The 14,026-nt window shown below is 64.9% G+C and carries 11 protein-coding genes and 1 pseudogene; 9 read left to right on the top strand and 3 right to left on the bottom strand.

Features of this window, described 5'->3' with window-relative positions; all coding sequences use genetic code 11:
* Positions 1-8: 8 nt before the first annotated feature.
* Positions 9-1,913, top strand: a complete 1,905-nt coding sequence (locus VGV07_RS21725) for a glycoside hydrolase family 127 protein (protein ID WP_326870826.1) — start codon at positions 9-11, stop codon at positions 1,911-1,913.
* A gap of 178 nt (positions 1,914-2,091) precedes the next feature.
* Here the strand turns inward: VGV07_RS21725 and VGV07_RS21720 are convergent, their stop codons facing one another.
* The 3 genes from VGV07_RS21720 to VGV07_RS21710 all read right to left on the bottom strand — a co-directional run bounded on the left by VGV07_RS21720 (position 2,092) and on the right by VGV07_RS21710 (position 6,019).
* On the bottom strand, positions 2,092-2,883 hold the full coding sequence (locus VGV07_RS21720) for an N-acyl amino acid synthase FeeM domain-containing protein (RefSeq protein WP_326870825.1): 792 nt from the start codon (positions 2,881-2,883) through the stop codon (positions 2,092-2,094).
* Positions 2,884-3,035: 152 nt separating this feature from the next.
* Entirely contained in the window at positions 3,036-5,366 is a 2,331-nt protein-coding gene (locus VGV07_RS21715; RefSeq protein WP_326870824.1) for a putative bifunctional diguanylate cyclase/phosphodiesterase, read from the bottom strand.
* 212 nt (positions 5,367-5,578) lie between these two features.
* Positions 5,579-6,019, bottom strand: a complete 441-nt coding sequence (locus VGV07_RS21710) for a MarR family winged helix-turn-helix transcriptional regulator (protein WP_326870823.1) — start codon at positions 6,017-6,019, stop codon at positions 5,579-5,581.
* Positions 6,020-6,104: 85 nt separating this feature from the next.
* On the opposite strand from VGV07_RS21710, the gene VGV07_RS21705 reads away from it, so the two are divergent.
* The 8 genes and pseudogenes from VGV07_RS21705 (at position 6,105) to cysW (ending at position 14,021) form a co-directional block, all read left to right on the top strand.
* Positions 6,105-6,422 (top strand): hypothetical protein, encoded by a 318-nt coding sequence (locus tag VGV07_RS21705; RefSeq protein ID WP_326870822.1) that lies wholly within the window; start codon positions 6,105-6,107, stop codon positions 6,420-6,422.
* A 99-nt stretch (positions 6,423-6,521) separates the two neighbouring features.
* Positions 6,522-6,812, top strand: a complete 291-nt coding sequence (locus tag VGV07_RS21700; protein WP_326870821.1) for a 4a-hydroxytetrahydrobiopterin dehydratase — start codon at positions 6,522-6,524, stop codon at positions 6,810-6,812.
* Positions 6,813-6,884: 72 nt separating this feature from the next.
* Entirely contained in the window at positions 6,885-7,892 is a 1,008-nt protein-coding gene (locus VGV07_RS21695) for a zinc-dependent alcohol dehydrogenase family protein (protein WP_326870820.1), read from the top strand.
* Between the two features lie 195 nt (positions 7,893-8,087).
* A pseudogene (locus VGV07_RS21690) lies at positions 8,088-9,839 on the top strand (cation:proton antiporter); the annotation flags it as partial.
* Positions 9,840-10,398: 559 nt separating this feature from the next.
* Positions 10,399-10,827: an Rrf2 family transcriptional regulator gene (locus tag VGV07_RS21685; RefSeq protein ID WP_326870819.1), complete on the top strand. Its 429-nt coding sequence runs from the start codon at positions 10,399-10,401 to the stop codon at positions 10,825-10,827.
* Between the two features lie 318 nt (positions 10,828-11,145).
* The gene (locus VGV07_RS21680; RefSeq protein ID WP_326870818.1) at positions 11,146-12,177 is read left to right on the top strand and encodes a sulfate ABC transporter substrate-binding protein; all 1,032 of its coding nucleotides are present in this window, start codon (positions 11,146-11,148) and stop codon (positions 12,175-12,177) included.
* 4 nt (positions 12,178-12,181) lie between these two features.
* Positions 12,182-13,135 (top strand): sulfate ABC transporter permease subunit CysT, encoded by a 954-nt coding sequence (locus VGV07_RS21675; protein ID WP_326870817.1) that lies wholly within the window; start codon positions 12,182-12,184, stop codon positions 13,133-13,135.
* On the top strand, positions 13,128-14,021 hold the full coding sequence (gene cysW, locus VGV07_RS21670) for a sulfate ABC transporter permease subunit CysW (protein WP_326870816.1): 894 nt from the start codon (positions 13,128-13,130) through the stop codon (positions 14,019-14,021). The genes VGV07_RS21675 and cysW overlap by 8 nt, the downstream gene beginning before the upstream one ends.
* The last annotated feature ends 5 nt before the right edge of the window (positions 14,022-14,026 follow it).

The raw sequence follows: 14,026 nt of genomic DNA, 5'->3' as shown, positions 1-14,026 counted from the left end.
GACTAAGATTGAGCCAATACCACCCCGTACGGTTCGTGAATGTGCGCCTTGAGGGCGATTTCTGGAAGGAACGGCTCGATACCGTTCTCGCCCGCACCATTCCGAGTCAGCATGCCAAGCTGAAGGAATATACGGCGCTCGACATGCTGAAGCTGCCGAACCCGCCGCCGCCGCTGCGCTTTCCGCGCCATGCCAACGGGTTCACCGTGCAGGTGTTCTGGGATTCCGATATCGGCAAATGGATCGAGGCCGCGTCCTATGCGCTGAGCCATCGCCGCGATGAAGCCATCGAGGCCAAGATCGAAGCGATCATCGATGACTTCGAGAGGGCACAGGCGCCGGACGGTTACCTGAACTCGTGGTACCTCGGTCGCGAGCCGGAGAAGCGCTGGAGCAACCTGCGCGACAACCACGAGCTCTATAATGCGGGCCATATGCTCGAGGGCGCCATAGCCTACTACGAGACCACCGGCCGCCGCCGTTGGCTTGACGTCATGGAGCGCTATGTCGAGCATATCCGGCAGACCTTCGGGACCGGCCCGGGCCAGAAGCGCGGCTATGACGGGCACCAGGAGATCGAGATCGCGCTGATCAAGCTCTACCACCTGACCAAGGAAAAAAAGCACCTCGACCTCGCCGCCTATTTCATCAACGAGCGCGGCAACCCCAACCCGCATTATTTCGATGTCGAGCGCGAGGAGCGCGAGAAGAAGGGCTGGGAGTACCAGCGCTACGTACAGGGCACCTACGAGTACAGCCAGTCGCACAAGCCAGTGCGTGAGCAGGACAAGGTAGTCGGGCACGCGGTGCGCGCCATGTACATGTATACCGCCATGGCCGACCTCGCGGTCGAGCTCAACGACGCGGGGCTGAAGGCGGCGTGCGAAACGTTGTGGAACGACGTGATGGAGACCAAGATGTATGTGACGGCGGGCCTCGGGCCGTCGGCGCATAACGAGGGCTTCACCTTCGATTTCGACCTGCCCAACCAGACCGCCTATGCCGAGACCTGCGCCTCGGTGGCGCTGATCTTCTGGGCGCAGCGCATGCTGCACCTCGATCTCGACGGCAGATATGCCGACGTGCTGGAGACGGCGCTCTACAACGGCGCGCTCTCGGGCCTCAGCCGCGACGGCGAGCACTATTTCTACATGAACCCGCTTGAGAGCAACGGCACGCCGACCCGCTGGGACTGGCACACCTGTCCGTGCTGCACGATGAATGTCAGTCGGCTCGTCGCTTCGGTCGGTGGCTACTTCGTCTCGACGGCGCCCGACGGCATTGCCTTCCACCTCTATGGCGGGATCTCGAGCAAGCTCGATGTCGGCGGCACGGAAGTGGCAGTGCGCGAGGTGTCGAACTATCCATGGTCGGGCGACATCGCCATCGAGATCGACCCGGCGACCGAGAAGGCGTTCGAGGTCAAGCTCCGTATCCCCGGCTGGTGCAAGGGCGCGACGGCGAAAATCAATGGCGAGGCGGTGCGCCTAGCCCCGGTCAACGGCTATGCCACGATCAGCCGAACCTGGAAGCAGGGCGACAAGATCAGCCTCGAGCTGCCGATGCCGGTCGAGCGCGTCTATGCCAACCCGCATGTGGTGATGGATGTCGGCCGCGTGGCGCTGACCCGTGGCCCCTTGGTCTACTGCCTCGAGGAAGCCGACAATCCCGGTGGCACGGTGCAGCGCTTCAAGCTGCCGCGCCAGAGCGAGATCGCCGTCAAGCAAGCGAGCCTGTTCGACGGCATCGTCCAGCTGACGGCCAGCGGCAAGGCGGTGGACGAGGCCGAATTCAAGCCGCTCTACCGCACCAGCCCGCCCAAGGAGGCTCCGGCAACGCTCACGGCGCTGCCCTACTACCTCTGGGCCAACCGCGGGCAGGGCTCGATGGTGGTGTGGATTCCGGAGGCTTGAGGCCTGACGCACCAGGGCGCCGACTGCAGCAGACGGCCCCCTCCCATCCTCCCCCATGAAGGGGGAGGTGCCGCATCGAGTGATTGGCACTATCGAAGACGGAGCCTCGACTCTTCACCTCCCCCTTTATGGGGGAGGATGGGAGGGGGCCGTCTCTATCGGTCAGGAGAAGGCTGGCCTATTCCGCCGCCTGGCCGCCGAACTGCGATTCCAGCAGCGCCCGCTCGTAGGCCAGCCGCGAGCTGGCGCGCTGCGGGGCCTCGAAGTGCTCGTCCATGGCGCGGGCGAACAGTTTCTCGCGCTCTTCCTCGGTCGACATGAAGAACGGGTAGCGCCGGAGCGTCGCCGGCAGCTTGGTGTTCACGTAGGCGCCATAGAGCGCCACCGGGAAGGCGAGGCCGGGATAGACCCGGACGTCGGACATTTCCTCCGAGCCGAACACCCGACGGTAGAACGCGGTGTGCTCGGGTCGGACCAGCGCCAGGCAGGCATCGGCCTTGAAGAACAGCGACGCCATCACCGCGATCCTGAGCGTCAGGAACGGCAGGGCCGGGTAGGCGAGCGAGGCTTCGTAGTCGGCGGTGAAGCGCGAAGGATCGATGAAGGTTTCGCCGCGTGCGAGCAGCGGCTCAAGCACATCAGGGCAACTCTTCATCGACGGGCCGAAAGGATGTTTGGCGCTGACATGATGCAGCCGGATAGAACTGACCAGTTCGCCGTCGATGTGAACACCAAAACTCATGCCGTTTGGTGCAGTATCCAGATCATCTACGACAATGCCCGCATCATTGAACGGCACGGACTCTTCGCGACGATAAGCTTCGTAGCGCAGACGATAGATCGGATTGTCGGTGACATCCATGCGGACGCGCGAATACTCAACGCGGTCCAGTATCTCCATCAGCGTGCCGGCGAAGCGAGACACCGGTGCAGCCGACGTCGCTGCCGAACCTTCCAAGTCCGAACGCATAGGGAACTCCGCAACTTTCGAAGGGAGTTTAACCTTTCGTTAGGCATAATAAAATTGCCAAATGCGCACGGCCGCCGCTCCATCTACGCATAAGCGCGGACACTCGGCGTGGCGATGGTGAATCCCTCAAGTGTCAGAAGAGTTTAGGCGTCTTAACCACGTTTGCGGTTTGTCGTACCAACGGTCAGGACGCGCTCCAACGTGGCGCGGGCGGCCATGCGGTCGATGAGTTCGGACACCTCGCGACGCGGCAGCGGCACGCCGAACAGGTAGCCCTGGATCTGGTCGACCTTGGAATGGGTGGCGATCAGGTTGAGCTGCTCTTCGGTCTCGACGCCTTCGGCGGTGACGGTGAGGTTGATGTCCTTGCCGAGCTGGGCGACGTTGCTGAGCAGCTTCAGCGAGCGCGGGTTTTCGGCGATGTCCATGACAAAGCTGCGGTCGATCTTCAGCTTGGTGAAGGGCAGGGCCTGCAGGTAGCTCAGCGAGGAATAGCCGGTGCCGAAATCGTCGAGCGCGATGCCGATGCCTTGCTTGGCGAGCTTGGCGAGGATCTTGGTGGCAGCGGCGCGTTCCTCGATCACCGCGGTTTCGGTGACCTCGATCTCCAGCCGATGCGGTGCGAGACCCGAGGTGGCGAGCGCGGTCTTCACCATGGCGGCGACGTCGGCATTGCGGAAATCGCGGGCGGAGATGTTGACCGACACCGACACTTCCTCGGGCCAGTTGCGGCATTCGGCGGTGGCGGTCGCCAGCACCCAGCGACTGATCTCGGAGATGAGGCCGGTTTCCTCGGCGATCGGAATGAACAGCGAGGGCGGGATCGAGCCGAGCTCGGGGTGGTGCCAGCGCGCCAGCGCCTCGCAGCTCACCACGCGCTTCGACTTCAGGTCGACGATCGGCTGGAACACCAGCGACAAAGCGCCATCGGCCACGGTCTGCTTCAGCTCGGCCTTCAGCCGCTGGCGATAGCGGTAGTCGGTGTCCATCTCGTCGTGGAACACCTGACTGCGGCCCTTGCCGAGCGCCTTGGCCTTGTAGAGCGCGAGGTCCGCCTTGGTCATCAGCGCATCGAGATCGTCGCTGCCATCGGTGAGCGTCACCACGCCAACCGAGACATTGACCGAGAAGACCTCGCCTTCGACCTCGAACGGGCCGCGGAAGCCGCCAAGGATCGCCTCAGGGTCGGTGACGGTGTCGGAAAGCTGCACGCCACCCGAGCGATAGACGACGTATTCATCGCCGCCCAGCCGGGCGACGAGGCTGTCGCGGCCCAGCACGCGGGTCAGTCGTTCCGAGGTCTCGATCAGCACGCGATCGCCGATCAGGTGCCCCAGGGTATCGTTGACATGCTTGAAGTCGTCGATATCGACGATCATCAGCATGGCCATGTCGTTGGGGCGCTTGTCGCCATGGTGGCGGCGGCGCTCGAGATCGGCTTCGACCTGCTCGGTGAAATAGGCGCGGTTCGGCAGCCCGGTGAGGGTGTCGTAATGCGCCATGTAGTTGATGCGCTCCTCGGCCTTGACGCGCTCGGTGATGTCTTCGAACAGCAGCACGGTCTTGTCGAGGCGGGACGACACGGTCACTTCGCAGAACTGACCGTCGGAAAGCCGCAGCACGACCTTACCGCCATCGCCGGCATCGACCGTATCCATCAGCTGGCTGGCCGAGCGCTGCGGAATGGTGCCGCGCGCTGCGGCCGCCGAGATCATCGCGGCAAACGGCCGGCCAGCCCAGTTGCCCGGCATGAAGCTCGAAAACACCAGCTCGGCGCGATCGTTGGCGACGGCAATGAGGCCGTTCTCGTCGAGCATGCATAGGCCGTGCTGCATGGTTTCGAGCGCGGTGTCGAGCTCGGAGGCGAGGCGGGTGGCTTCGATGCGGCCATGCACGGCGCGCAGCAGAATGGCGCGGATATTGGCCGAAACCTTGCGCAGCGAGACGACGAAGGCGATCAGCACCACGCTCAGCATGGCGGTGTGCAGCGCGCCGTCGAACAGCATGCCGATAGCCATGCCGGCGCCGATCAGGATCACCTGGCTGGTGACCAGGCGATCAATGTCGAAGTTGCGGCCGGCGACGCCGACCAGGACGGCAACAGTGACCGAGAGCGAACTCATCTCGGCGAACGGGGTGTTCACCACGAGGAAGCTGTAGCTCATCCAGAAGGCGTAAAGCCCGGCGATGGCAGCGGCGCCGATGGTGGCGCGCGCCTCCCAACGGGTCGCGGTCAGCACATCGTCGTCGGCAAGGCCGTTGCGCTCGAAGGCGCGCATGTCGATGTCGCGGGCAATGCCGACAATGGCAAATCCGATGGCGACGGCAAGCAGCACCCACGAGTTGCCTTCGATGCCGGCGACCGCGGCAACGAGCGCCGACGACAGGGCGCCAAGCATCATGACGCGCCGGTCCGCATAGAGCGACCGGATCATCGAAACATAGTCGACTGGCGGCAGTGACTTGTGCGCTGGCTCGAACATAGACCTCACCAAGGTGTGATGATTGTGCCCGGAGAGGCGTTAATGCCTGCTTTCAGGCCAGTGCGTGGCGCCCCCTGTGGGTCGGGGCGAAGGGCGGTTCCAGCGCGCCAATTGCGCGAATGGTTTATGCTTTCTTGGACCGATCAGTGGCAATCGCTGCATCCCTTGCGGCTCTCTCTCGCGGCGCGTCGTGCGGCGACACCCGACGCAGGTCAGCCGGCAAGCCTGGCCAGCGCCGCGGCCAGCGCCGCAAATGCCTCCGGTCCCAGCCTGTCGCGATACTGGCTCTCGATCAGCCGCTTGACCTTGTTGCGTTCGGCAAAGTCCCGCAGCCCCAGCTCGGTCAGGACAATCCGCTTGGCGCGCCCATCAGCAGGGTCGGGAACGCGGTCGACCACGCCCTGCGCCTCGAGCTGGTCAACCAGCTGCTGCACCGCCTGCTTGCTGAGTCCCATGCGTTCGGTGAGCAGCGCCTGCGAGATGCCGGAGGGGCCAAGATGCGCCAGCACCTCGCCGGCGGCGCTCTGGTGCCAAGGGTAGCCGCGGGCCGCCAGTTCCTCCCGCATGCGGTGGCGCCAGTCATGCGCCGCTCGCCACAGGGCGAGGCCGATATGGTCGATGCTGGCGAGATCATCGTCAAGATGCTTGACCAAGTCCGTTCCTAAAGCTAAATCGTCAAGCCGCTTGACTAGCACGGCATGCAGCCGGTCGCCAGCAGGCCTCAGAAAGGATGCACAGATGATCATCACCGACAAAACCACCCTCACGGCGCTGCTGGTAGGCAGCACGCACTATGTGGCGATGGCGCCGGGCAAGGAGGCGGCGATCTACTACCGCACCGCCAGCGAGGCGTTCATGGCGCTGCCCGACGGGACGCGGCGCACCGGCCAATGGCGGCTCACCGAGACCGGCTACCATGTCGACTGGATCGACGGCCCGAGCGCCGGATGGCAGATCGACGTCGAGCCGGGCCATATCGGCTACCTCGATGACGGCGGGGTCGAGCGCGGCCATGTCGCCCGCATCGTGCCCGGCGATGCCGCTGCCCTTGCCTAGTTCGAGGTCCGGCGTCCCAAGGGGCGCCGGACCCTTTGCCACGGATCGGGCGTTATGCAGCCCCAATCTCCCGAGTCGTTGCAAAAGAGGAAAATCATAATGGTCGAAAAGCTCGAGCCTGCGGCGCGCGAGGCTGCCCTTTTGAAGCTCAATGGCTGGATCTACGATCCGCAGGCCGACGCCATCAGCCACGACTTCAAGTTCAAGACGTTCTCGGAAGCCTTCTCGTTCATGACGCGGGTGGCACTCGCCGCCGAGAAGATGGACCACCATCCGGAATGGTCGAACGTTTACAACAAGGTCCGCATTACGCTGACCACCCACGCGGCCGGCGGCCTGACCGACAAGGACATGAGGCTCGCCGAAAAGATCGACCGGCTGATGGTCTGATTGGCGCCGGCAAGGGGGCCTTTGCCCGCGGACCGGCTTGTAACATGATAGTGCGAACGAGAGGGCATCGGGATGCGGGCAGTGCGGCTACAGGCGCCGGAACGGCTGATCATCGAAGACGTGCCGCGGCCGACACCCGGTCCGCATGACCTTCTGGTCCGCATCGAAGCCTGCGGCATCTGCGGTTCGGATCGCCATATGTTCCGCGGCGAGTTCCCGACCAGCAAGCCGGTGACGCTGGGGCACGAGTTCTCCGGCATTGTCGAAGAAGCCGGCGCGGCGGTCGAGGGCTTCCGCATCGGCACCCGGGTTACCGGCGATCCCAATATCTGCTGCGGCCACTGCGCCGATTGTCTCGGCGGACGGCCGAACCTTTGCGCCGGCCTCAGTGCCATCGGCGTCCATCGCGATGGCGGCTTTGCCGAATACGTGCTGCTGCCGGCCGGGCAGGCAGTGGCGCTGCCGCCTGGGCTCGATCCGCTGCATGGAGCATTCTGCGAGCCGGTGTCGTGTTGCCTCCATGCCATCGACGTGGCGCGCATCGCCCCCGGCGTCTCGGTGGTGATCCTCGGCGGCGGGGTGATCGGGCTGCTGATGGTCGAACTGGCGCTGCTCGCCGGGGCCGGCACGGTGGTGCTGTCGACGCGGCAGGAGCCGCGGCGTGCGCTGGCGCTCGAACTCGGCGCGCATCATGTGGTGGATGCCGGCGCCGATCCGGTCGCGGCGATCGCGACCCTGCTACCGCGCGGCGCCGATGTGGTGTTCGAGTGCGCCGGGGTCGGTGAGACCGTGCGGCAGTCCATCGCGATGGCGCGGCGCGGCGGCACCGTGGTGCTGTTCGGTGTGGTGCCCGAGGGCGAAGAGGTGGCGCTGGCGCCGTTCGAACTGCTCACCAAGGAGCTCAGGCTCGAGAGCGCCTGGCTCAACCCGCTGACGCATGAGCGCGCCGCCGAGCTGATCGCGGCGGGAGCGCTGTCGCTCGACCAGCTGATTACCCGCACCATCCGCCTCGACGAGGTGCCGGCGGCGATCGCGGGCGCCCCGGCATTTGGCGAGATCAAGCTGGTGATGGCGGGCTGAGCCTCGGCCCGCGTTCGCCGGGCGGCGGTGAAGCCGCGCTTTCGACGAAAGTCGGAGAGATTGTCCAGCACCCACATGATTTTGCCGCAGTTTTCCCGGTCTCATTGGGTTGCAGCGAGGCGGCCAATGCCGCATCTTCGAGGCTCTCACCGCTTTCAACCAGTTTTGGGGTAATTCCCGCCGGAGGTCCTGCCGATGCCGCACAGCACACCCCTGATCTCGACGATCGTTGCGGGTCTGGTGCTGGCATTCATTCTCGGCGCCATCGCCAATCGCCTACGCATGCCGCCGCTCGTCGGCTACCTGGTCGCCGGCGTGCTGGTCGGGCCGTTCACCCCCGGCTTCGTTGCCGACGCCGAGCTCGCCAACGAGCTCAGCGAAATCGGCGTGATCCTCCTGATGTTCGGCGTGGGCCTGCATTTCTCGCTCAAGGACCTGTTGAGCGTCAGGGCTGTCGCCATCCCCGGCGCCATCGTCCAGATCGGCGGTGCCACCATCATGGGGCTTGGCCTTGCGACCTTGCTCGGCTGGGGGCTCGGCGCCGGCCTGCTGTTCGGCCTGGCGCTGTCGGTCGCCTCCACCGTGGTGCTGCTCAAGGCGCTGCAGGACCGGCACATGGTCGACAGCGAAAAGGGCCGCATCGCCGTCGGCTGGCTCATCGTCGAGGATCTGGCGATGGTGCTCGCCCTGGTGCTGATCCCGGCCATTGCCTCGATCAACGGCGTTGAAGGCGCGGCGCTGCACGATCCGTTCGTCGACTTCGTCGAGAACATATTCGGCATCCATCTCGATGTCTTGGGCATCCTGGCAGTGACGGTGGTGAAACTCGCCGCGTTCGTCGGGTTCATGCTGGTGGTGGGGCGCCGGGTGATCCCGTTCATTCTCCACTACACTGCCCATACCGGCAGCCGCGAACTGTTCCGTCTCGCCGTGTTGGCCATCGCGCTGGGCGTCGCCGCTGGCGCCGCCTACCTGTTTGGCGTGTCGCTGGCGCTTGGCGCCTTCTTTGCCGGCATGATCCTTTCCGAAAGCGAGCTCAGCCACCGTGCGGCGCAGGAAAGCCTGCCGCTACGCGACGCTTTCGCGGTGCTGTTTTTCGTGGCCGTCGGCATGCTGTTCGATCCGATGATCCTCGTTACCGATCCGCTGCCGGTGCTGGCGACGGTGTTCATCATCATCTTCGGCAAATCGATCCTCGCCTTCCTGATCGTGCTGGCGTTCAAGCGCCCGGTGGGTACGGCGCTGACCATTTCGGCGAGCCTGGCGCAGATCGGCGAGTTCTCGTTCATCCTCGCGGCGCTCGGCGTCGGGCTCGGCATCCTGCCGGTAGAGGGGCGCGACCTGATCCTCGCCGGGTCGATTATCTCGATCATCCTCAACCCGCTGATCTTCTTCGTGCTCGACCTGCTGCGTCCCGCGCTGGAGAGCCGCTTTGGCCGGCCGGAGTTGGTGGCAGCCGCCGCGGAACGCACTGAGCCGGACCTCGTGGCCAGTGCGCCGCGCGCCGCCGCCCCCGACGTGCCGCAGGAGACCGAGGCGACGCAGGTGCCCACCGGGCAGTCGGGTCACGTCATCATTGTCGGTTTCGGCCGCGTCGGCTCGGTGGTGGGTGAAGCGCTGCTCGAAGCGAAGGGGCCGTTCCTTGTGGTCGAAGACGCCGAGGGACGCGTCAACGCTGCGCGGGCGCTCGGCATCGAGGTGGTGGTCGGCAATGCCGCGGCGTCCAAAGTGCTGACCCTCGCCAATGTCGCCGGAGCGACCACGGTGGTGATCGCCATCCCCAATGCTTTCGAGGCGGGGCAGGCGGTCGAGCAGGCGCGGAAGCAGAACGCCAAGGTGCTGATCGTAGCCCGCGCCCATTCCGACGAGGAAGAGACGCACCTCAAGACGCTCGGCGCCGACGTGGTGATCCTGGGCGAGCGCGAGATCGGCCTTGGCATGGTCGATGTCATCAACCGCGACAGCCAGGCGGTGGCCGAGATCACCGCATCGGACGCCGTCGCGTCGGTGCTGGCGCCGCTGGTCGCCGCAGCGGCCGCGACGACGCCAAAACTGCCATCCGACCCGAACCTGCTGGCCGAGGCGATCGAGGCGGCGCAGGCCCAGGTGCAGCACCCCGACAGCGGCCCTGCCGAACCGCCGGCCCTGGTCTCGGCTTATGGCGAGGAGCCCGACAAGGCTTTCGATGCCGAAGAGACGTTCGAGACACCGGCCGACCCCGACCCCGAGGCGGTGGAAGCCGAGGATATCGCCGAACTCGCAGCGCTCGATGCACCCGCCGAGGACGTTGTTACCGAGCTGCCGACGCTGCCTGAGCCGGTGCCGCCGCGCCCCGACAGGCCGGCCACCACGCCCGGCATGCCGTTCAACCCGGAAGTTCCTCCTCCCGTAGCCGAAGAAGAGAAGGCGTGACGCCACGTAGCAGGACGCAATGGTTTGTTCACGCCGGGAGCGCTATAGCCAACAGTAACGGTCGAGTTGGCGACCGTTCGGGATACGGCCCGCGATGATTTCGCAGAAGGCAAAATACGCTCTGAGGGCGCTGGTGGCCCTGACCAGGATCCCGGCCGGCGAGTCGCTGATGATCTCGGAGATTTCGCGTGGCCAGGCGATCCCCAAGAAGTTCCTCGAACAGATCCTGCTCGAGCTGAAGCGCGCCGGCATCGTGATGAGCCGCCGTGGCCGCCTCGGCGGCTATGTGCTGCTGCGCGCCCCCGAGCAGGTGACGTTCGGCGAAGTGCTGCGGCTGATCGACGGGCCGATCGCGCCGCTGCCTTGCCTGTCCAAGATCGCCTATCGCCGCTGCGTCGACTGCGCCGACGAAGCGAGCTGCGAAATCCGCCATGTCTTCGCCCGTGTCACCATCGCTACGCGTGAAGTGCTGGATCGCACGACGCTGGCCGACGCGGTCAACGCCAGGGACGAGCTGGTGTAGCGGGCACAGGCGCAGAGCCTTCCTCAGTCCATCCCCTATCATCGGCCGGTGGGTGCTGCTGCTAGCAGGCATGCGCCTGCAACCCAACCAGTCCCCCGCGCGCTTACTGCGGATGCCGTGACTGAACGCGGTTTCACTTCGCGCAAACTCATGCTCATCCAAAGGCGTTGAGTCCCGGTTTGCGCAATGGTGGTGCCACTAGCAGCCTTCCTGCAGAAAGGTTTTTCGCAGCGCTGCTCCACCGCAACCAGCGCCTTCCTTGAGAATGCCGACTAACCAGATAGAGTTATGGAAGTTGATCTTCACCAGGAGGACGTGATGAAGAGAACGGCCAGAATTCTTGCGCTCGGCGGCCTCGCCGCGGCGCTCGCCTTCACCGGTGCGATCACTGCCCGCGCCCAGGACCAGACGCTGCTCAACGTGTCGTACGATCCGACTCGCGAGCTTTATGCAGAGTTCAACGAGGCGTTCGCCAAGCACTGGAAGGCTACCACCGGCCGCAGCGTCACCATCGAGCAGAGCCATGGCGGTTCGGGCAAGCAGGCCCAGGCGGTGATCGACGGGCTCTCGGCCGACGTCGTTACGCTGGCGCTCGAAGGCGACATCAACGCCATCGCCGAGAAGTCGGGGCTGATCGACGCCAACTGGCGCAGCGAATTCCCGCACAACTCGACGCCCTACACCTCGACCATCGTGTTCCTCGTCCGCAAGGGTAACCCCAAGGGCATTGTCGACTGGGGCGACCTGATCAAGGACGGCGTCGAAGTCATTACCCCGAACCCCAAGACCTCGGGTGGGGCGCGCTGGAACTACCTGGCCGCCTGGGCCTATGCCAACAAGACGTTCCGCGGCGACGAGGCCAAGAACAGCGATTTCATCAAGCAGCTGTTTGCCCACGTGCCGGTGCTCGATACCGGGGCGCGCGGCTCGACCGTGACCTTCGCGCAGAAGGAACTGGGCGACGTGCTGCTGGCCTGGGAGAATGAGGCGTTCCTGGTGCTCGACGAATTCGGCGCGGACAATTTCGACGTCGTCTATCCGCCCAGCTCTATCCTCGCCGAGCCGCCGGTGGCCATCGTCGACAAGAATGTCGAGGCGCACGGCACTGCCGATCTCGCCAAAGCCTATATCGAATACCTCTACTCGCCCGAGGGCCAGACGCTGGCGGCCAAGAACCACTACCGCCCGTCCGACCCATCTATCGTCACCGAGCAGGCGCTGGTCGAAGCCTTCCCAAAGATCGATCTGATCTCCATTGACGATCCGCTTTTCGGCGGCTGGAAGACGGCGCAGCCCAAGCATTTCGGGGATGGGGGCATCTTTGACCAAGTCTACACCCCCGCGCAGTAATACGGTGGCAGGAGCGCCCCGCGGGACCTCCCGGAACCCATCCCACCCGGCGCGAGCGGGGTGGAGCTTTGTAAAGCCCAGCGTCATCCCTGGGTTCGGGCTGACTTTCGGCTACACCATCCTCTATCTCAGCCTGATCGTCCTAATCCCGATCGCCGGGCTGTTCCTCAAGGCGGCGACGACGCCCATCGATCAGATCATCAGGATCGCCACCTCGCCACGTACCCTCAAGGCGCTGGAGGTGAGCTTCGGCTCGTCGTTGATCGCGGCGCTGGTCAACGTGGGGTTCGGCATCATCGTCGCCTGGGTGCTGGTGCGCTACAGGTTCCCCGGCCGCCGACTACTCGACGCCATCGTCGACCTGCCGTTCGCGCTGCCGACGGCCGTGGCGGGCATTGCGCTGTCGACGCTTTACGCGCCCAAAGGCTGGGTCGGCTCGCTGTTTTCCGACAAGGGGCCGCTGTGGCAGTGGTGGCACGGCCAGACCTGGCTGCCATTCGGGCTCAGCGAGTTCTCGCTCAACTTCAAGATCGCCTATACCCCAACCGGCATCGTCATCGCGCTGATCTTCATCGGCCTGCCCTTCGTGGTGCGCACGGTGCAGCCGGTGCTCGAGGAGTTCGAGCAGGAGCTCGAGGAGGCCGCGGCAACGCTCGGCGCCAACCGCTGGCAAACCATTACTGCGGTGATCCTGCCACGGCTGACCCCGGCGCTGCTCACCGGCTTTGCGCTGGCCTTCGCCCGCGCCGTCGGCGAGTACGGCTCGGTGATCTTCATTGCCGGCAACCTGCCGAACATCTCGGAGATCGCGCCGGTGCTGATCGTCATCAAGCTCGAGGAGTTCGACCAGGCGGGAGCGGCGGTGATTGCCGGCATCATGCTGATCATCGCCTTCGTCATGCTGCTGGTGATCAACCTGATCCAGGCCTGGGCGCGGCGGAGGTTCGGCAATGTTTGAGCCCGATGTGATCTATGACAGCCGACGACTGATCCCGCCGGAGGAGCACACCCGCCCCACCACCGAGCGGGTGTGGATCCGGCGGCTGCTGATCGCCATCGCCTTGGTGTTCATGGCGATGGTGCTGGTGCTGCCGCTGGTGCTGGTGTTCACCGAAGCGTTCCGCAAAGGCGCCGACACCTATTTCGCGGCATTCGCCGACCGGCAGTCGCAGCAGGCAATCATCCTGACCCTGCTCGTCGCCGCCATCGCAGTGCCGCTCAACCTGGTGTTCGGTGTCGCCGCTGCCTGGTGTGTCGCCAAGTACGAGTTCTGGGGCAAGAGCTTCCTCACCACGCTGATCGACCTGCCGTTCTCGGTGTCGCCGGTGGTTTCGGGCATGGTCTATGTGCTGCTGTTCGGGGCGCAGAGCGTTCTGCATCCGCTGCTCAAGGCCTACAATATCGAGATCATCTTCGCGGTGCCGGGCATCGTACTGGCGACCATTTTCGTCACGTTCCCGTTCATCGCCCGCGAACTGATCCCGCTGATGCAGGACCAGGGCAACACCGACGAAGAAGCGGCTCTGTCGCTGGGCGCCACCGGGTGGCAGACCTTCACCCGGGTGACGCTCCCCAACATCAAGTGGGGGCTGCTCTACGGGGTGTTGCTCTGCAATGCCCGCGCCATGGGCGAGTTCGGGGCGGTGTCGGTGGTTTCAGGCCATATTCGCGGCAAGACCACCACCATGCCGCTCGATATCGAAATCCTCTACAACGAGTACAATTTCACCGCCGCCTTCGCCGTTGCCTCGCTGCTGGCCATGCTGGCGCTGGTGACGCTGGTGTTCAAAACCATCCTCGAGTACCGCTTAGGCGACGAACTCGCTGGCACCCGCCGACACTGAAAGGT

Origin of the sequence: Devosia sp. (genome assembly GCF_035944845.1) — a bacterium.
Classification (GTDB): Bacteria; Pseudomonadota; Alphaproteobacteria; order Rhizobiales; family Devosiaceae; genus Devosia_A.
Note: the sequence above shows the minus strand (reverse complement) of the source record. Positions and strands in the feature narration are given on the sequence as shown.

Excerpts from the sequence above, each read along its gene's own strand:
- VGV07_RS21705 (WP_326870822.1), top strand. The coding sequence starts at position 6,105 with ATGATCATCACCGACAAAACCACCCTCACGGCGCTGCTGGTAGGCAGC.
- VGV07_RS21680 (WP_326870818.1), top strand. The coding sequence starts at position 11,146 with ATGAAGAGAACGGCCAGAATTCTTGCGCTCGGCGGCCTCGCCGCGGCG.
- cysW (WP_326870816.1), top strand. The coding sequence starts at position 13,128 with ATGTTTGAGCCCGATGTGATCTATGACAGCCGACGACTGATCCCGCCG.
- VGV07_RS21720 (WP_326870825.1), bottom strand. The coding sequence starts at position 2,883 with ATGCGTTCGGACTTGGAAGGTTCGGCAGCGACGTCGGCTGCACCGGTG.
- VGV07_RS21695 (WP_326870820.1), top strand. The coding sequence starts at position 6,885 with ATGCGGGCAGTGCGGCTACAGGCGCCGGAACGGCTGATCATCGAAGAC.
- VGV07_RS21685 (WP_326870819.1), top strand. The coding sequence starts at position 10,399 with ATGATTTCGCAGAAGGCAAAATACGCTCTGAGGGCGCTGGTGGCCCTG.
- VGV07_RS21700 (WP_326870821.1), top strand. The coding sequence starts at position 6,522 with ATGGTCGAAAAGCTCGAGCCTGCGGCGCGCGAGGCTGCCCTTTTGAAG.
- VGV07_RS21715 (WP_326870824.1), bottom strand. The coding sequence starts at position 5,366 with ATGTTCGAGCCAGCGCACAAGTCACTGCCGCCAGTCGACTATGTTTCG.